Raw genomic sequence first — 18483 nt, forward strand, 5'->3', positions numbered from 1 at the left:
GAAGGTGAAGCGCGGCGGCACGAAAAAGAAATCGAACAGGCCCACGCCCAGGAACGCGGCCAGCACCGCCGGCCCCCGCCCGAACACCAGGCCCACGCCCACCACGGCCAACAGGAACAGCATGACGATGTTGCTGAGTTCCAGCACACCCAGCAACGGCGTGAGCAGCAGGGTCGTGAGGCCGCAGACTGCCGTGGCCCAGCCGTAGCCGCGCCAGGGCAGGTCGCCGCGTTCAGTGCCCGGCGCGCTGCCGGCTCGTGCGGCCGCGTTCGCGGGCAGCCCGACCTGCACCAGGTCCAGGTCTTCCGCGCGCTCGGCGATGCGGTCGGCCACGCTGCGCTGCCAGGGCCAACGGCGGGCGCGCCGGCCCAGCACCAGCCGCGCCAGGTTGTGCTCGCGCGCATAGCGCACCAGCGCGGTGGCCGTGTCGGGAGCGGAGATCGTGGCGCTGGTGGCGCCCAGGCCCTCGGCGAGTTGCAGCGCGCGCTGCGCGACCTCGCCCAGGGGTCGACCGGGAATCTCCACATGCACCGCGTGCCAGGGCACGTCGAGCTGGGCCGCCATGCGCGCGGTGCTGCGCACCACCTTTTCACTGTGCGCACCGGGCCCCACGCCGGCCAGCAGGGCCTCGCGGTTGGGCCACACCGGCTTGTCCGCGCTGCCCGCGCGATAGGCGCGCATCTCGTCGTCCACCCGGTCGGCGGTGCGGCGCAGCGCGAGCTCGCGCAGCGCCAGCAGGTTGCCCTTGCGGAAGAAGTTGGCGGCCGCGCGCTCGGCGCGCTGGTCGTCGCCCTGGGGCAGGTACACCTTGCCGGCCTTCAGGCGTTCCAGCAATTCGTCGGGCGGCAGGTCCACCACCACCACCTCGTCGGCGTCGTCAAAGAAGCGGTCGGGCACGGTCTCCCAGACGCGGATGCCGGTGATGCCGCTGACGATGTCATTGAGACTCTCCAGGTGCTGCACGTTCATCGTCGACCACACGTCGATGCCGGCCGCCAGCAGTTCCTCGGCGTCCTGCCAGCGCTTGGGGTGGCGCGAGCCGGCCACGTTGCTGTGGGCCAGTTCGTCGAGCAGCACCAGCGCGTTGTCGTGCTGCTCGCCGAAAGCCAACGCCGCGTCGATATCGAACTCGTGTAACTCGTGGCCCCGGTAGGGCACCGACCGCAGTGGCAGGCGAGGCAGATCGCGCACCAGCGCTTCGGTCTCGGGCCGGCCATGCGTCTCGACCACGCCGATGGTCACTGGTGTGCCCTGGGAGCGCGCCGCGCGCGCGGCCGAGAGCATGGCGTAGGTCTTGCCCACGCCCGCCGATGCGCCGAAGAAGATCTTCAGGCTGCCGCGGCGCGAGCGGGCTTCGGCTTCCTGCACCTGGGCGAGCAGGGCATCGGGATCGGGGCGGGCGGGTTCGGACATGGGGCGTCGGGCCTGCGCTTCAGGAGGGTTCGCGCCGGTGGGAGGCATTGTCACCTGTGTCGAGCGCCAGGTTCAGCGCCAGCACGTTCACGCGGGGTTCGCCCAGAAAGCCGAACAAGCTGCGCTCGGTGTGCTGATCCACCAGGGCGCTCACCGCTTCGGGCGCCAGGCCACGCACGCGGGCCACGCGCGCCACCTGGTAGCGCGCGGCGGCCAGGCTGATGTGCGGGTCCAGGCCACTGGCCGAGGCGGTCACCAGGTCCACGGGCACGGGCGCGGTGTTGCCCGGGTCGGCGGCGCGCAGTGCGGCGATGCGCGCTGCCACCGCCTCAGCCAGCGCGGGGCTGCCGGGGCCGAGGTTGGAGCCACCGGAGGCGCCGGCGTTGTAGGCCATCGGGCCTGTTGCGGACGGGCGGCTCCAGAAGTTGGCGGGCTGGGCGAACGGCTGGCCGATGAGCGCGGAGCCCACGGTCTGGCCGTCGCGCTCGATCAGGCTGCCGTTGGCCTGGTGCGCAAACACCGCCTGCGCCACGCCGGTGACGAGCAGCGGGTAGAGCAGGCCGGTGACCAGGGTCAGCACGGCGAACAGCACGAGGGCCGGGCGCAGCACCGGGCCTTCTGAGGCAGGCTCGCTGGGCGTGGTTTGAAGTTTCGTGTTCATGACAGGTCCTTGGAAATTCAGGCGAAGCCGGCGGCGGAGATCAGCAGATCGATCACCTTGATGCCGACGAAGGGAACGACGATGCCGCCCAGGCCGTAGATGGCCAGGTTGCGGCGCAGCAGCGAGGCCGCGCCCACCGCGCGGTAGCGCACGCCCTTGAGCGCCAGCGGGATGAGGGCCACGATGATCAGCGCGTTGAAGACCACCGCCGACAGGATGGCCGAGTTGGGGCTGGCGAGTTGCATCACGTTGAGCGCCGAGAGCTGCGGGTAGGTGCTGACGAACGCGGCGGGCACGATGGCGAAGTACTTGGCGATGTCGTTGGCGATGCTGAAGGTGGTGAGCGCGCCGCGTGTCATCAGCATCTGCTTGCCGGTCTCCACGATCTCGATCAGCTTGGTCGGGTTGCTGTCGAGGTCGACCATGTTGCCCGCCTCCTTGGCCGCCTGCGTGCCGGTGTTCATGGCCACCGCCACGTCGGCCTGTGCCAGCGCGGGGGCGTCGTTGGTGCCGTCGCCGGTCATGGCCACCAATTGGCCCTGCGCCTGGTGCTCGCGGATCAGCTTGAGCTTGGCCTCGGGCGTGGCCTCGGCCAGGAAATCGTCCACGCCGGCCTCGGCGGCGATGGCCGCGGCCGTCAGGCGGTTGTCGCCGGTGACCATCACGGTCTTGATGCCCATGCGGCGCAGCTCGGCGAAACGCTCCTTGATGCCGCCCTTGACCACGTCCTTGAGCTCGACCACGCCAAGCGCACGCTCACGGTCGCTCACCACCAGGGGTGTGCTGCCACGGCGCGAGACCTCGTCCACGGAAGCCTGAAGCGCCGCCGGGAACGCGCCACCCAGTGACTCCACATGCTTGCGGATCGCGTCGGCCGCGCCCTTGCGCAGCGTGCGGCCCTGCGGCAAGTCCACACCGCTCATGCGTGTCTGCGCGGTGAAGTGAATGAAGCTCGCTCCCAGGGCCTCGACCTCGCGTTCGCGCAGCTGAAACTTCTGCTTGGCCAGCACCACGATGCTGCGGCCCTCGGGCGTTTCGTCCGCCAGCGAGGCGAGTTGCGCGGCGTCGGCCAGGTCGGCTTCCTTCACGCCGGGGGCGGGCAGGAAGGCACTGGCCTGGCGGTTGCCCAGCGTGATGGTGCCGGTCTTGTCGAGCAGCAGCACGTCCACGTCGCCAGCGGCTTCCACCGCGCGGCCCGAGGTGGCGATCACATTCGCCTGCATCAGGCGGCTCATGCCGGCCACGCCGATGGCGCTGAGCAGGCCGGCAATCGTGGTGGGGATCAGGCACACCAGCAAGGCCACCAGCACCACCAGGCTCACGGGCTCGCCAGCGCCGCTGGCCTGCACGCTGAACAGCGAGAACGGCAGCAAGGTGACCACCACGCCGAGGAACACGATGGTGAGCGCCACCAGCAGGATGGTCAGCGCGATCTCGTTCGGCGTCTTCTGCCGCCTGGCGTTCTCCACCATCGCGATCATGCGGTCCACGAAGGTCTCGCCGGGGTTGACCGACACGCGCACCACGATCCAGTCGGACAACACACGGGTGCCGCCGGTCACGGACGAAAAGTCGCCACCGGATTCGCGGATGACCGGGGCGGATTCGCCGGTGATGGCGCTCTCGTCCACCGAGGCCACGCCGTCGATCACCTCGCCGTCGGCCGGCACCGTGTCGCCGGCCTCGACCAGCACGATGTCGCCCTTGCGCAGGTTGTCGGCCTCCAGTGGCAGCCACTTCATGGCCGTGCGCGGGATGTTGCGGTCGTAGCTTCCTTCCAGCTTCTTGGACCAGGTCTGGCGCTTCAAGCCGCGCAGCGACGCCGCCTGGGCCTTGCTGCGGCCCTCGGCCAGGGCCTCGGCGAAGTTGGCGAACAGCACGGTGAACCACAGCCACAGCGCCACCGCGATGGTGAATGCCTTGGGCTGTTGCAAGGCCAGCACGGTGGTGAAGGCGCTGCCCAGGTAGACAACGAACATCACCGGGTTGCGCCACTGCGTGCGCGGGTCGAGCTTGCGCAAGGTGTCGAACAGGGCGGGGCGCACCAGCGCCGGGTCGAACAGGGTCAGGGTTGTGCGGGTCATGGTGTTCTTTTCAACGTGCCCACAGCATCAGGTGCTCGGCCACCGGGCCCAGCGCCAGCGCAGGCACATAGTTCAACAGGCCGATCAGCAACACGGTGCCGATCAGCAGGGCCACGAACAGCGGACCGTGGGTGGGCAGGGTGCCGTCGGTGGCGGTGGCGCGCTGCTTGGCGGCGAACGAGCCGGCCATGGCGAGTACCGGCACGATCACGCCGAAGCGGCCGAACACCATCGCCAGGCCGAGCAGCACGTTGTAGAACGGCGTGTTGGCCGACAGACCGGCAAAGGCGCTGCCGTTGTTGTTGGCGGCTGAAGACAGCGCATACAGCACCTCGGTGAAGCCGTGGGTGCCTGGGTCCTGGATGCCGGCGCGACCGGCCTCGGTCATCAGGGCCACGGCCGTGCCGATGAGCACCAACAAGGGCGTGACCAGGATGGCAATGGACACCATGCGCATCTCGTGCGCCTCGATCTTCTTGCCCAGGTAGGCCGGGGTGCGTCCGATCATCAGGCCGGCGATGAACACCGCCATGATGGCGAACACCAGCATGCCGTAGAGGCCCGCGCCGACGCCGCCGAAGACCACCTCGCCGAGCTGCATCAGCACCAGCGGCACCATGCCGCCCAGCGGCGTGAAGCTGTCGTGCATGGAAATCACCGCGCCGCAGCTCGCGGCGGTGGTGATCACCGCGAACAGGCTGGAGGCGTTGATGCCGAAGCGCACTTCCTTGCCTTCCATGTTGCCGCCGGATTGCAGGGTGCTGGTGGTCTGGTCCGCGCCGAGCGCGGCCAGCACCGGGTTGCCCTGGTGCTCGAAGGTGGTAGCGGCGACCACGAAGGCCACGAACAACACCACCATGGCGGCCAGCACCGCCCAGCCTTGTCGGCGGTCACCCACCATGCGACCGAACACGAAGCACAGCGCGGCGGGGATCAGGAAGATGGCGAGCATCTGCACGAAGTTCGTCACCGCCGTCGGGTTCTCGAACGGGTGCGCCGAGTTGGCGTTGAAGAAGCCGCCGCCGTTGGTGCCCACCATCTTGATGGCCAGCTGCGAGGCCACGGGGCCCATGGCCAGGGTCTGCGTGGCAGCACCATCGGTCGCCACCTCCAGCGTGTGCACCGGGGTGTAGGGCGAGAGGTTCTGGATCACGCCCTGGCCCGCGAAGAACACCGCCAGCACCAGCGACAGCGGCAGCAGCACCCACAGCGTGGCGCGGGTCAGGTCGACCCACACGTTGCCGATGGACTTCACCGAGTGGCGCGAGAAACCGCGCACCAGCGCGATCACCACCACGATGCCGGTGGCGGCCGAGAGGAAGTTCTGCACCGTCAGGCCCAGCATCTGGGTCAGGTAGCTCATGGTGGACTCGCCGCCATAGCCCTGCCAGTTGGTGTTGCTCATGAAGCTGATGGCGGTGTTGAAAGCCGAGTCGGGCGTGACGGCGCCAAAGCCTTGTGGGTTCAACGGCAGCACATGCTGCAAGCGCTGCAGCGCATACACCGCGAGCACCCCCAGGCCGTTGAACACCAGCAGGCCGAGCGCGTAGCGCAGCCAGCCGGATTCACGCTCCGGCCGCACGCCGGCCAGGCGCCACAGCGGTGCCTCGATGCGTCGGCCCGGCGCGAAGCGGCCGGCCATCACCGCATCGATGGCGCGCGCCAGTGGCCAGGCCAGCGCCAGCAGCACGCCGAGGAACACCGCGAGCTGCAGCCATGCCGCGGCGCTCACCGGACTACCCTCCGCGCTGCGCGCTCCGGGACGAGCGCCTGGGAGCGGCCCGGCGCGCTCATGATCGCCCCCCGCCCGTGGGTTGCAGGCGGTGGCAGATGAGTGCCAGCCCCCAGACGGCCAGGCCGCATGCCGCAGCCAGGCCGATGTAGATGAAGTCCATGTGGTTCTCCGTTCAAGACAGTCCACCGATGCTAGGAACGGCGGCGTCAAGGCGGGAGCAAGAGTTGGGGGGTGGGTGTCAAGAACGCATCAAGATGGCGCGGCGTGCGGTCATCTTTATGGCCTATGCTTGTGCGCAGCGCGCTGCCACCCGGACTCCGGCGCGTCCATCCATCCACAAGGAGAAAACCATGGGCCTCTTCAGCAACATCCTCGAAAAACTCGGCATGGGCTCCCCCAAGGTGGTGCCACAGCCACCGGCCGCGACACCTGCATCGCCTGCCGCGCCATCGGCCGCACCCGCTCCCGCTGCCGCGCCAGCGCCTGCACCGGTGGCCTCCATCACCATGGTCGACGTGGTCGCCCTGATGGAGAAGAAGGCCGCGGCCAACCCGCAAAAGCTCAACTGGCGCACCTCCATCGTCGACCTGCTCAAGCTGCTCGACATGGACAGCAGCCTGACCGCGCGCAAGGAGCTGGCCAAAGAGCTCTACTGCCCCGACGAACTCATGGACGACTCGGCCAAGATGAACGTGTGGCTGCACAAGAACGTGCTGGCACACATCGCAGCCAACGGCGGCAACATTCCCAAAGAACTGCTCGATTGATACTTTCGATGCTGGGATGAACCCGAGGCGGGGCCCCAAACCCGCCTCGGCGCATTGACAGTGGTTGCCGGCTGATCTTCAATGAATTTTTCATTCATGGAGATCTGCATGCGCACCATCTGGTTGGGTTCCTGGATGCTCGCGGCCCTGTTGCCGCTGACCTCGTTTGCCGAAGGTGCGAGCTGCACGGCGTCCGCCACCGAGAAAAAGCTTGCCGGCGCGGCCAAGACCTCGTTCATGAAGAAGTGCGAGAAAGACGCGACCGCCACCTGTGATGCCGCGGCGGTCGAGAAAAAGATCTACGGCGCTGCCAAGAACAGCTTCACCAGGAAGTGCGTGAAAGACGCCGTGGGCGCGGCGGGCTGAGGCGCTGGCCTCAGCGCACCATCGCCACCCCCTTGATCTGCGCAAACACCGCCTGACCGGGCACTATGCCCAGGCGGCGCGCGGAGAGCTGGCTGATGCGCGAGAGCAGCCGCACAGGGCTCGAGCCGTGGCCCAGCTGCAACCCCACCAGCACCTGGCCGGGCGTGTCGTCCACCACGTCGACCACCGTGGCGTTCAGCACGTTGAGCACGCTGCTGTGCTCGGGTGCCTGCAGCGACAGGCTCACGTCGCGCGCCTGAATGCGCACGCGCACCGGCGTGCCCTTCGGCAGGGCAGCGTTGCTGGCTTGCGGCAGCAGCAGGCGCCCACCGTCGAACGCCAGCTCGCTCAGGCAATCGGCCGGGGAATGGTCCACGGCGCGCGCCTCGATCAAGGCGGCGGCTGCGTCGCCGCGCGCCAGCGGCATGTCCAGCCGCGTCATGAGCTCCGTCACCGGCCCGCTGCACAGCGCGCGACCTTCGTTGAGCAGCACCACGTGATCGGCCAGGCGCGCCAGCTCGTCGCTGGAGTGGGTCACGTACACCACGGGAGTGTCCAGCCGCTCGTGCAGTTGTTCCAGCCACGGCAGGATCTCGTTCTTGCGCGCCGCGTCGATGGCCGCCAGTGGCTCGTCCATCAGCAGCACGCGCGGGCTCGTGGCCAGGGCGCGGGCGATCGCCACGCGCTGGCGCTCACCGCCGGAGAGTTCGTGGGGACTGCGTTGCAGCAGGTGGGCAATGCCCAGCAGCTCCAGCCCGTGGTCCCAGGCGTGGCGGCGCTGGGCAGGCGGTGTGCGCTTGAAGCCGAACATGAGGTTGTCGCGCACGCTCAGGTGCTCGAACAGGCTGGCCTCCTGGAACACATAGCCCAGCGCGCGCTGGTGCACCGGCAGCATCACCTGTTGCGCGCTGTCCTGCCACAGCTCGCCATCCACGCGCACCACGCCCTGGGCCATGGGCTCCAGACCCGCGAGCACGCGCAGGCATGACGTCTTGCCCGAGCCCGAGGGGCCGAAGAGCACCGAGACGCCGCGCGCGGGCAGACGCAAGTCCACGTCGAGCAGGAAGCCGGGGCGCTGCAGGTGTGCGGTGAGTTGGAGATCGCCGCTCATCCGAGGCCCTTGCGCTGTCGGTGGTTGTAGAGCTGCAGCGCGAGCAGCACGAGGAACGAGAAGCCCAGCATCACCGCCGCCAGGCGGTGCGCATCGCCGTACTCCAGCGCCTCCACGTGGTCGTAGATCTGCACCGACACCACGCGCGTCACACCGGGGATGTTGCCGCCCACCATGAGCACCACGCCGAACTCGCCCACCGTGTGCGCGAAGCTCATGATGACGCCCGTGACCAGGCCCGGCCGGCACAGCGGCAGCACCACCGAGAAGAACGTGTCCAGCTTGGAGGCGCGCAGGCTGGCTGCGGCCTCCAGCGGGCGTTCACCGAGCGCCTGCATGGCGTTCAAGACCGGCTGCACCATGAACGGCAGCGAATAGAACACCGAGGCGATCACGAGGCCCGCGAAGCTGAAAGTGAGCACGCCCAGCCCGAGCGCCTGTGTGAGCCCACCCACCGGGCCGCTGGGCCCCATGAGCACCAGCAGATAAAAACCCAGCACCGACGGCGGCAACACCAGCGGCACCGACACCAGCGCACCCACCGGCCGGCTCCACGCCGAGCGGCTGCGCGCCAGCCACCACGCCAGCGGCACGCCCAGCACCAGCAGGATGGCGGTGGTGAGCGTGGCCACTTGCAGCGTCAGGCCGATGGCCTGGAGATCGGAGGGTGTCAGGAGCACGGCGGGTCAGATGTCGTATCCGTGGGAGCGGACGAGGTCTTTGATGTGGGCGCTTTGCAGCAGCTTCATGAGCGCCAGCGCCGCTTCGTTGTGGGCGCCGGTTTTCAGCAGCACCGCATCTTGCCGGATGGGTGCGTACAGACTTTGCGGCACCACCCACATCGAACCGCTCTTGAGCCGCCCGGCTCCAAGCACCTGCGACATCGCCACGAAAGCGACTTCCGCGTTGCCGGTGTGAGCGAAGTTGTAGGCCTGGCCGATGCTCTCGCCCTGCACCAGCTTCGGGCTCAGCGTGGCCGCCAGGCCCAGCTTGTCGATCACTTCCACCGCCGCCGCGCCATAGGGCGCCGTCCTGGGGTTGGCAATCGCCAGCTTGCGGAAACCCCCGGTCTTGAGCACGGCGCCCTGCGCGTCCACCTTGGCCGCGTCCGCAGACCACAGCACCAGCTTGCCGGACGCGTAGGTGAAACGGCTGCCGGGTTGTGCCAGGCCATCGGCCTCCAGCTGGGCCGGGGTTTTGGTGTCGGCCGCGAGCAGCACGTCGAACGGCGCGCCGTTCCTGATCTGCGCGTAGAGCCGGCCGGTGGCGCCCACGGTGATCCTGAGTTTGTGGCCGGTGGTCTTTTCCAGCACCGCGGCAATGGCCTTGATGGGCTCGGCGAAGTTGGCCGCCACCGCCACCTGCGTCTCGGCGGCATGCGGCGCGCCGGCCGTGAAAAACAGGCATGCGAACAGCAGTGAACGTGCGAACATCGGAGCGATCCTCTCAAAAACATCGCTATTCCAATCAGGAATAGCGGTGAGTATAGACGGCACCTCAAGACCCATGGCTTCCAGAAGAATCACCTCTCGCTCGCCCACCGATCTGCCCCAGGCCCTGACCGATGCCAGCGCCGACAAACGCCTGGACGTGCTGCGCCACGTGGCCGCCGGCTGCTCCATCTCGCAGGCGGCGCGCCAGGTCGGCATCAGCTACAAGGCCGCGTGGCAGGCCATCGACACGCTGAGCAACCTCAGCGGTGTGCCGCTGGTGGAGCGCACCGTGGGCGGCGTGGGCGGCGGCGGCGCGCGCATCACCGCCGACGGCCTGCAACTGCTCGCGCTCGCCGCCGAGCTGGCCCGCGCACGCCAGCAGGTGCTGGCCCGCTTTGCGGGTGGTGCCCTCATTGAGGGCGGCCTGGGCCTGCGCACCAGCATGCGCAACCAGCTGCGCTGCCGCGTGCTGCGCTGTGCTCCCCTAGCCCCCGGTGACCCGATGGTGGAGGTGACGCTGGCGACCAAGGGCGGCGCGCAACTGGTGTCCAGCATCACGCAAGAGAGCGCGGACCTGCTGGGCCTGGCGCCGGGGCTGGCCGTGCTGGCCCTGTGCAAGGCGACGGCGGTGGAGGTATCCCTCGCTGTTTCAAACCCTGCGGCCGGTGCGCTCACCGGCCGTATCGAGCGTTGTTCGCCCGGTGCCCGGCAAGACGAGGTGGTGCTGGCGCTGGAGGGCGGGGGCCACTGGGTGGGGTTTGCGCGGCATCCGTTCAAGGGGCGGGTGGGGGATGTGGCTGTGGCGGCTTTGTTGCCGGCGGCGCTGGTGATTGGACTGGCGGGTTGAGAGGACCGGTGGCAGCGGCACCAGCTGATCAGTGCGCGATGGCGTAGGCGGCCATGAACACCCTCACCGCCTCGCGCAACAGCGCTCTGTTCTCCCGGGCGCTGGGCATGTCCAGCATCAACAGCCCGCGGATGTGGCCGTCGCCCAGGAACATCGCCAGGAACAGGTCCGCCGCCTGGCGCGGGTGCGGCACCTTCAGCGTGCCGGCCGCGTCGGCGCGGCGCAGGTACGCGGCCAGGTCACCGATCAGCCGATCGGCGCCTTGCCGGTAGAAGGCCTGGCAGACCATGGGCTGCGCGCCGGCGGCGCCGTAGACCGAGCGGAACTGACCCAGCGCCTCGTCCTCGCGCGCCAGCGTCAGGAACTGCTCGCCGATGGCCAGCAGCGCCTTTCTGGGGTCCATCTCGTCCAGCGCTCCGGCGCCCGCGAGGCCGCCCACCACACGCTCGGTGCGGTCGCGCACTTCCGCCTCAAAGAGCCCCTCCTTGGACGTGAAGTGGCTGTAGATGGTCATTTTCGAAACACCGGCCTCGGCGGCGATGGCGTCCAGGCTGGCCCGCTCCAGACCGTGCGCATAGAAGTGTTTGCGCGCCACGTCCAGGATGCGCCGGTAGCGCTCGGGATCGCGTGGCCTGCCGCGGCGCGGTTTCGGCTGGGCATCGTCTTCGGTTTTCGTCATCTTGATTTAGTGTACTTGACAGTCCATTATAGTTCGCTAGAATTACTGTACTCAAAAGTCCACTATAACCAAGTCCAATGGCCCTCTCTCTGCATCGCAACCCGAATCCCGACGCCTGGCTCTTCCGCCCGATGGCGCTCGCGGTGCTGGTCATCTTGTCGGCCTGCGCCGTGCCGCCGGTGCAAGCTCCTGTGCCCTCGGTGCCGCTGACCGCTGCCTTTGCGCAGGGCGGGCCTGCTCCGGCGGCCGCTCAGGCCCTCGACAGCGCGTGGTGGGCGGGCTACGGCGACCCCACCCTGACGGCCTTGGTCGAACAGGCCCTGGCCGCCAACCAGGACGTGTCCATCGCACTGCAACGCGTCATCCAGGCGCGAGCCGGCCGTGATGCACAGGACGCTCGCCTGTGGCCAACGATCGGTCTGCAGGCTTCGGCGTCGCGCAGCGAAAGCGGCCTGCCTGCTCCCGTCAAGCAGGGCCTGCCGGACACGCGTGCGCTGCGCGCCGGCGTCGAGGTGGCCTGGGAGATCGACCTGGCCGGCGGCGTGCGCGCCGGGCGAGACGCCTCAAGTGCCGATGCCGTTGCAGCTGAGGCAGGTGCAGCGGGCGCACGCCTGTTGGTGGCGAGTGAAGTGGCGCGGCAGTATTTCGTGCTGCGCGATGCCGGTGAGCGGCTGCGCATCGTGCAGGCCCTTGCTGCGGCGCAGCGCGAAACGGCAGCGCGCGTGGCCAGCCGCCTGCGCGAAGGCCAAGCCAGCGCCTTCGACCTGGACCGCGCGCGTGCCGAGGCCGACGCGCTCGACGCGCAGGTGCCGTCACTGCGGACGCTGGCCGGCATCTCACAGACGCGGCTCGCCGTGCTGCTGGGGCGCAACCCCTCCGTGCGTGTCACCGACGACACGCTGTCGTATGCATGGCCCGAGCGGCGCGAGATCGCTACCGGACAGCCCAGCGAACTGTTGATGCGACGACCCGACCTCATCGCCGCCGAGGCGCGCTTCGCGGCCGAGACGCTGCGGGGCAGCGAGGCACGGGCCCAGTGGTGGCCCAAGCTCTTTGCAAGTGCCTTGCTCGGCCGCCAGGACCTGCGCCTGAACGCTCAGGATCTTGCGCCGGTGCACTTTTCCAACGTCGCGCTCGCCTTGGCCGCGCCGCTCTTCAATGCGGGCCGCATCGACGCCGGCATCCGCGCGCAGTCCGCGCGTGCCGAGGAGGCGTTGCTGGCCTGGCAGAAGGCGGTGCTGGTGGCGGTTCAGGAAGTGGAGGACAGCCTTCTTGTGCGCACCGAAGAGGCCCGGCGCGGCGCAGCGCTGGCCACCGCCGTGGACCACCGCCGCCGCTCGCTGCAGCGCGCCAAGTCGCTGCAGCGTGAAGGACAGATCGACCTGCTGGTGCTGCTGGACGTGCAGCGATCGGTGCTGGCCAGCGAACTCGCCCTGTCGGACAGCCGCCTCCAGCAGGTGCTGGCCGACGTGCAACTGTACAAGGCACTGGGCGGCGCCTTCGCGCCGGCCAGTGCCAGCCGTGCCATGACTTCCGCTACCGAGAGGACGCCCCCGTGAACAGAACTTTCCCCGCCATGTCCCACTCGGCCGTGGCCACCGCGGCCTTGCTCCTGGCCGCCTGCAGCGAGCCGCCCACCCCTGCCGCCATCGTCAAGCCGGTCTTCGTGACCACCGTGGCCGAGGCCGTGTCCTCGCAAACGCGTTCATTCACCTCCGTCGTTCGTGCCCGTGTCGAAACGAACCTGGGTTTCCGCACCGGCGGCAAGGTGGTGGACCGGCTGGTCGAGGTGGGTGACGCCGTGAAAGCCGGCCAGCCCCTTGCCCGACTCGACCCGGCCGACCATCGATTGGCGGTGCAGGCCGCCGCTGACATGGTGCAGGCCGCCTCCGTCGATGCGCAGCAGGCCGCGCTCGACGAGGCGCGCTTTGGGAGGTTGCTGGCGGACGGCTCGGTGGGCGCGGCCGACCACGAGCGCCAGAAGGCGCGCGCCGACGCGGCCGCGGCCCGGTTGGACCAGGCGCGTCGCCAGCTCGATCTGGCGCGCAATCGCGAAGGCTATGCCACGCTGGTCGCACCCTATGCGGGCGTGGTCACTGCGCTGCGATTCGAACGGGGCCAGGTGGTGAGCGAAGGCCAGTCCGTGCTGTCGCTGGCCCGCGACGGTGAGCGGGAAATCGTCGCCGACCTGCCGGAGGAATGGGTCGGCCGGGTGCGCACGCTCGCCGCCACGGCCACGCCCTGGCACGACGCGAAGTCGCCGCTGAGGCTGGCACTGCGCGAACTCTCGCCACTGGCCAATCCGCAGGGCCGCACCTTCCGCGTGCGCTACGCCGCCGCCCCGGAATCGCGCGCGCAAGTCGCTGCCCTGCCCCTGGGCAGCACCGTGCAGCTGAACCTGTCCGGACAGCGTTCGGAGCAGGCAGCCACGGTGGTGCTTCCGGTCAGTGCGCTGGTGAAAGCCAGCGGGCCGGCGGGCGTGTGGATGCTGGACGCCAAGGGCTCAGGCCTGGTCTTCCAACCCGTGGAGGTGGTGGCCACGGACGACGCCTGGGTGCAGGTCACCGGCCTGGTCGCCGGCAGTCGGGTGGTCAGTGTCGGTGCGCAGAAGCTCGATGCCGGCATCACCGTGCGCGCGGTCGAACGCGCCACCGAAGCCCCTTCCACCGTGGCCACCAAAAGCACCCCATGAAGCGCTTCAACCTCTCGGAATGGGCCGTCACGCACCGGCCGATGGTGCTGTTCCTCATCATCGCGACGCTCATCGTGGGCGGCATCTCCTTCAGCCAGTTGGGCCGGCTGGAGGATCCCAGCTTCGACGTGCCGCAAATGACGGCCATCGTCGTGTGGCCGGGCGCCACCGCGCAGGACGTGCAGGACCAGGCGCTCAACCGCATCGAGCGCCAACTGCAGGAACTGAACCACTTCGACTATGTGCGCAGCTTCTCGCGCCAGGGCTACGGTGGCGTCACGCTGTGGATGAAGGGGGGCCGCAGCAAGGAGGAGCTGGAAAACGCCTGGTACCAGGTGCGCAAGAAGATTGGCGACGTGCGCCATGAGTTTCCCGAGGGCGTGCAGGGGCCGTTCTTCAACGACGAGTACAACGAGCGCTACAGCGTGCTCTACGCGCTGAGCGCGCCAGGCCTGTCGATGGCCGAGTTGCTGGCGGTGACCGAAGACGTGAAGCTGCGCATCCAGGGAGTGCCGGGTGCGGGCAAGGTCGACATACTGGGCAAGCAGGCCGAGCGCGTGTACGTGGAAATCTCAACGCGGCGGCTGGCCGCGCTCGGCGTCGCGCCGGCGGCGGTGTTCGACGCCCTGGCGCGCCAGAACCTGGTGGCGCCGGCCGGCTCGACCGACGCCACGCACGACCGCGTGCAGGTGCGCGTCGACGGCGGGCTGCGCAGCACCGCGGACGTTGCCAACGTCACGCTGGAGGTGGGCGGGCAACTGCTTCGGCTGGCAGACATCGCCAACGTGCGCGCCGGCTACGAGGATCCGCCGAGCATGACCATCCGCCACAACGGTGTGCCGGTGCTGGCCATCGGCGTGACGATGCAGGCCAACGGCAACGTGCTGGCCTTCGGGCGCGCGCTGGATGAGCGGCTGGCGCAACTGCGGCAGGAACTGCCCGCGGGCGTCGAGATTCAGCAATATGCCGATCAGCCGCGCGTTGTGGCGGACTCGGTATGGGAGTTCGAGCGCGTGTTCCTGGAGGCGCTGGCCATCGTGCTGGCCGTGTCCTTCCTGTTCCTGGGTTGGCGCACCGGCATCGTCGTGGCCGCTTCGGTGCCGCTGGTGCTAGGGTTGGTGGCAGGGGTCATGTACGCCGCAGGCTGGAACCTGGACCGCATTTCGCTGGGCGCGCTGATCATCGCGCTGGGATTGTTGGTGGACGACGCCATCATCGCGGTGGAAATGATGGTGGTGAAGCTGGAGCAAGGCTGGGACCGGATGCGCGCGGCCACGCATGTCTATACGTCCACCGCATTCCCCATGCTCACCGGCACACTGATCACCGCCGCCGGCTTCATGCCGGTGGGGTTCGCGAAATCGATCGCCGGACAGTACGCGGGTGGCATCTTCTGGATCGTGGGCGTGGCGCTCATCCTGTCCTGGATCGTGGCCGTGGTCTTCACGCCTTACCTGGGCATGCTCCTGCTGCCGAAGAACATGGCAGCTGGCAAGCACCACGATGTCTACGACCGGCCTGTCTACCACCGGCTGCGGCGTGTGGTTGACTGGGCGGTGGAGCATCGGGCATGGGTGCTGGGCATCACGGTGCTGCTCTTCGGCGTCGCTGGCGCGGGCATGCTGACGGTGCAGCAGCAGTTCTTCCCCACCGCGTCGCGGCCGGAACTGCTGGTGGACCTGCGCTTGCGCGAAGGCGCGTCGTTCGCCGCCACCTCCGCCCAAGTGAAGGTGCTCGAAGCGCAACTGGCGAAGGACCCGGACGTCGAGTTCTTCACCGCTTACACCGGGGCCGGCACGCCGATCTTCTACCTGTCGATCCTGCCGGAGCTGCCCAACCCGGGTTTTGCGCAGTTCGTCGTCAAGACGGCGGGCATTGAAGAGCGCGAACGGGTGCGCGCCCGACTCCTGGACATCTTCGCCAAGGATGAAGTCCTGCCCGACGTCAAGGCCCGCGTCACGCGCCTGGAGTTCGGCCCGCCGGTGGGCTTCCCGGTGCAGTTCCGCGTCGTCGGCCCCGACAAGGCGCAGGTGCGGGACATCGCCTACCGCGTGCGCGACGCGGTCCGCCAAAGCGCGCTGGTGCGCGACACACAGCTTGACTGGAACGAGCAGGTGCGCTCGGTGCAGGTCCGGGTCGATCAGGACAAGGCACGCCTGCTGGGCATGTCCAGTGCCGACATCCAGGGCTTGGTGCAGACGGCGCTGGACGGGGCCACCGTGACGCAGATCCGCCGCGGCGAGGAACTCGTCGACGTGATCGTTCGGGCCACGCCCGAGGAGCGCAAGCGCATCGGCCAGCTGGGCGACCTGCAGGTGTTCACACGCAGCGGTGTCAGCGTGCCGCTGTCCCAGCTGGCCCGCGTGGAGCCGGGCTTCGAGGAGCCGGTGCTGTGGCGACGCAATCGCGACATGGCACTGACCGTGCGCAGCGATGTGGTCGACGGCGTGCAGGGGCCCTACGCCACGGCGCAGATCCGGCCATCGCTGCAAGCCATCGTCGACAGCCTGCCGCCGGGCTACCGCATCGAGGAGGGCGGCGCGATCGAAGAGAGCGACAAGGCCAACGAGGCGCTGTTCGCGATCTTTCCAGCCATGTTCGCGGTGATGCTGACGCTGCTGATGATCCAGCTGCAAAGCTTTTCCAGGGTCTTCATGGTCTTCATGACCGCACCGCTGGCGTTGATCGGCGTGGTGCCGGCGCTGCTGCTGTTCCAGGCGCCGTTCGGCTTCGTCGCGCTGCTGGGCGTGATTGCGCTCGGCGGAATGATCATGCGCAACTCGATCATCCTGGTCGACCAGATCGATCAGGACATCGCGCGCGGCGTGGCACCGTGGACGGCCATCGTCGACGCCACGGTGCGGCGCTCACGCCCCGTGGTGTTGACGGCCGCCGCCGCGGTGCTGGCCATGATCCCGCTGTCGCGCAGCGTCTTCTGGGGACCGATGGCGATCTCGATCATGGGCGGCCTCATCGTCGCCACGGCGCTGACCCTCGTCTTCGTGCCGGCGCTGTACGCCGCCTGGTTCCGCGTGCGGCGCGACTCCCCCGCCCAGGCGCCAGCGCCGGGCACTCTGTTGGCGCCAGGCGCGAGCGAAGGGTCCCCTGCTTGAGCTCGCCAACACCGGTACCTCAACTTTTTCTTCACACAGGAGCAACCATGTCCCATCAACACAAGCAGCAATCAGGCCCCGTAGCCATCATCACTGGAGCATCGGGTGGTATCGGAGAGGCGACCGCACGGGCGCTGGCGCAAGCCGGATACCGTGTGTTCGGCACCTCTCGCAAGACACCAACCCGGCCAACCCCGGGCGTGGAGCATGTGGCTTGCGACGTGAGCAGTGATGACTCGGTCGAGGCCGCGATCGCGGAGGTTCTCGCGAAAGCCGGACGCATCGACCTGCTGGTCAACAATGCCGGAGTCGGCCTCATGGGAGCGGCCGAGGAATCATCGCTCGAACAGGCCAGATCGCTTTTCGACGTCAACGTGTTCGGCGTGATCCGCACCATCAAGGCGGTACTCCCGGTGATGCGCCGGCAGCGGTCGGGCCGCATCGTGAACATCAGCTCCGTGATGGGATTGATCCCGGCTCCCTACTATGCGCTGTATGGGGCGACCAAGTACGCGTTGGAAGGCTACTCGGAGTCGCTGGACCACGAGGTCCGGGACATGGGCATCAGGGTGGTGCTCGTGGAGCCCGCCTACACGCGGACATCGTTCGAGAGCAACCTGATCCAGGCCGATCAGCAGCTGGACGAGTACACGCCCGCGCGCGCCAACGCGCAAGCCGTGATGCGCGATGTCATGGTGAATGCCGACTCGCCCGAGGTGGTCGCTCTGGCCGTCCTCAAGGCGTCGACCGCTGTGAAGCCGGACGCCAGGTACACCGCGGGTGGCTTTGCGAGGCAGGTCAGCCTGTTGCGTCGTTTTGTACCCCGGTCCGCGTTTGACAAGAGCCTGCGCAAGCAACTCCGGTTGCCAGCCTAGGACCGTGAAGCAGGGCAGGGACCCTCGCGCCACCGAACTCAGGCGTCGGTGTCCGGTGCAGGCACGGTGGAGACACCTTGCGCCACTGCGGCCGCCTCCTGGGCTTGCAGGGCGCGGCGATAGCCCTCCCGGCGTTGCAGGCGCTCCCAATAGGCCGTGACGGCGGGCGTGAAGCGGCTGGCGAGCCCAAGGTGCTGCGCCAGCAGCAGCGCATACCCGACCGAAACATCCGCAGCGGTGAAGCGTCCGGCGCACAGGTGCTCCTGCTGGGTCAGCATCGGCTCCAACGTTCGCAGTCGCGCAAGAAACCACTTTGCATAGTCTTCCGCGACGATGGGCTGGCGTCGGTGTTCGGGCTCGAAGCGCGCATAGCGCAGCACGAGCGTCTGCGGAAACGTGAGCGTTGCTTCACCGAAATGAAGGTGGTTGAGGTAGGCGCCATGGTCGGCTTCCGTGGGATCAACCTGCAGCGACGTCGGCGCTCCCAACGCGCACAGGTACTGGCAGATCGCGGCCGACTCGGTCATGCGCGTGGCACCGTTGATCATCAGTGGGACCGTACCGAGTGGATTGAGATCAAGGTACGAACGCGCCAACACGCGAGGTGGAAACGGCAGCATCTTCAGGTCATAGGGCATGCCCAGTTCTTCCAGCATCCAGAGGGGACGGAAGGACCGGGCGCTCACGCAGTGGTAGAGGGTGATCAT

16 protein-coding genes are annotated in these 18483 nt (G+C 68.5%); 7 read left to right on the top strand and 9 right to left on the bottom strand.

All coding sequences use genetic code 11. From position 1 onward, the window contains the following. From V6M63_RS18660 to kdpA, 4 genes are all read right to left on the bottom strand, one after another. Positions 1-1413, bottom strand: a 1413-nt coding sequence (locus V6M63_RS18660; protein ID WP_332744264.1) for a DUF4118 domain-containing protein, incomplete at its 3' end; no start/stop codon positions are given. Between the two features lie 19 nt (positions 1414-1432). Further along, positions 1433-2074: a potassium-transporting ATPase subunit KdpC gene (gene kdpC / locus V6M63_RS18665; protein WP_332744266.1), complete on the bottom strand. Its 642-nt coding sequence runs from the start codon at positions 2072-2074 to the stop codon at positions 1433-1435. Positions 2075-2091: 17 nt separating this feature from the next. Further along, entirely contained in the window at positions 2092-4158 is a 2067-nt protein-coding gene (gene kdpB, locus V6M63_RS18670) for a potassium-transporting ATPase subunit KdpB (protein ID WP_332744268.1), read from the bottom strand. A 10-nt stretch (positions 4159-4168) separates the two neighbouring features. Further along, the gene (gene kdpA / locus V6M63_RS18675; protein WP_332744270.1) at positions 4169-5890 is read right to left on the bottom strand and encodes a potassium-transporting ATPase subunit KdpA; all 1722 of its coding nucleotides are present in this window, start codon (positions 5888-5890) and stop codon (positions 4169-4171) included. Positions 5891-6243: 353 nt separating this feature from the next. Between kdpA and V6M63_RS18680 the strand changes: the two genes are divergently transcribed. Both V6M63_RS18680 and V6M63_RS18685 read left to right on the top strand, forming a co-directional pair. Further along, complete coding sequence (locus tag V6M63_RS18680; RefSeq protein WP_332744272.1) at positions 6244-6660, top strand: DUF3597 domain-containing protein; 417 nt, start codon at positions 6244-6246, stop codon at positions 6658-6660. 108 nt (positions 6661-6768) lie between these two features. Beyond that, positions 6769-7026: a PsiF family protein gene (locus V6M63_RS18685; RefSeq protein WP_332744274.1), complete on the top strand. Its 258-nt coding sequence runs from the start codon at positions 6769-6771 to the stop codon at positions 7024-7026. 10 nt (positions 7027-7036) lie between these two features. On the opposite strand, the gene modC is transcribed toward V6M63_RS18685, so the two are convergent. Genes modC through modA form a run of 3 tightly spaced genes read right to left on the bottom strand, consistent with a single transcriptional unit; the run spans position 7037 to position 9570 of the window. Beyond that, the gene (gene modC / locus V6M63_RS18690; RefSeq protein ID WP_332744275.1) at positions 7037-8137 is read right to left on the bottom strand and encodes a molybdenum ABC transporter ATP-binding protein; all 1101 of its coding nucleotides are present in this window, start codon (positions 8135-8137) and stop codon (positions 7037-7039) included. Then, on the bottom strand, positions 8134-8817 hold the full coding sequence (gene modB, locus V6M63_RS18695) for a molybdate ABC transporter permease subunit (RefSeq protein WP_332744276.1): 684 nt from the start codon (positions 8815-8817) through the stop codon (positions 8134-8136). The genes modC and modB overlap by 4 nt, the downstream gene beginning before the upstream one ends. A 6-nt stretch (positions 8818-8823) precedes the next feature. Further along, on the bottom strand, positions 8824-9570 hold the full coding sequence (modA, locus tag V6M63_RS18700; RefSeq protein ID WP_332744277.1) for a molybdate ABC transporter substrate-binding protein: 747 nt from the start codon (positions 9568-9570) through the stop codon (positions 8824-8826). Positions 9571-9643: 73 nt separating this feature from the next. Here modA and V6M63_RS18705 point away from each other — a divergent pair, with 73 nt between their 5' ends. Beyond that, on the top strand, positions 9644-10417 hold the full coding sequence (locus V6M63_RS18705) for a TOBE domain-containing protein (RefSeq protein ID WP_332744279.1): 774 nt from the start codon (positions 9644-9646) through the stop codon (positions 10415-10417). Positions 10418-10445: 28 nt separating this feature from the next. Here V6M63_RS18705 and V6M63_RS18710 read toward each other — a convergent pair whose 3' ends face one another. Beyond that, a complete protein-coding gene (locus V6M63_RS18710; protein ID WP_332744281.1) occupies positions 10446-11096 on the bottom strand; it encodes a TetR/AcrR family transcriptional regulator in 651 nt (216 codons plus the stop codon). Between the two features lie 77 nt (positions 11097-11173). Between V6M63_RS18710 and V6M63_RS18715 the strand changes: the two genes are divergently transcribed. From V6M63_RS18715 to V6M63_RS18730, 4 genes are read left to right on the top strand one after another with little or no spacing between them, the layout of a single operon-like run. Further along, positions 11174-12655, top strand: coding sequence for an efflux transporter outer membrane subunit (locus V6M63_RS18715; RefSeq protein WP_332744283.1), 1482 nt, complete (start codon positions 11174-11176; stop codon positions 12653-12655). Beyond that, on the top strand, positions 12652-13788 hold the full coding sequence (locus V6M63_RS18720; RefSeq protein WP_332744285.1) for an efflux RND transporter periplasmic adaptor subunit: 1137 nt from the start codon (positions 12652-12654) through the stop codon (positions 13786-13788). Before V6M63_RS18715 ends, V6M63_RS18720 begins: the two co-directional genes overlap by 4 nt. Further along, positions 13785-16901 carry an efflux RND transporter permease subunit gene (locus V6M63_RS18725; RefSeq protein WP_332744287.1) on the top strand — a complete coding sequence of 1039 codons (3117 nt, stop codon included), beginning with the start codon at positions 13785-13787 and terminating at the stop codon, positions 16899-16901. Before V6M63_RS18720 ends, V6M63_RS18725 begins: the two co-directional genes overlap by 4 nt. A 47-nt stretch (positions 16902-16948) precedes the next feature. Beyond that, positions 16949-17776, top strand: coding sequence for an oxidoreductase (locus tag V6M63_RS18730; RefSeq protein ID WP_332744289.1), 828 nt, complete (start codon positions 16949-16951; stop codon positions 17774-17776). A 38-nt stretch (positions 17777-17814) separates the two neighbouring features. Here the strand turns inward: V6M63_RS18730 and V6M63_RS18735 are convergent, their stop codons facing one another. Beyond that, positions 17815-18483, bottom strand: coding sequence for a glutathione S-transferase family protein (locus V6M63_RS18735; RefSeq protein WP_332744291.1), 669 nt, complete (start codon positions 18481-18483; stop codon positions 17815-17817).

This window comes from Hydrogenophaga sp. (assembly GCF_036675665.1).
Lineage (GTDB): Bacteria > Pseudomonadota > Gammaproteobacteria > Burkholderiales > Burkholderiaceae_C > Hydrogenophaga.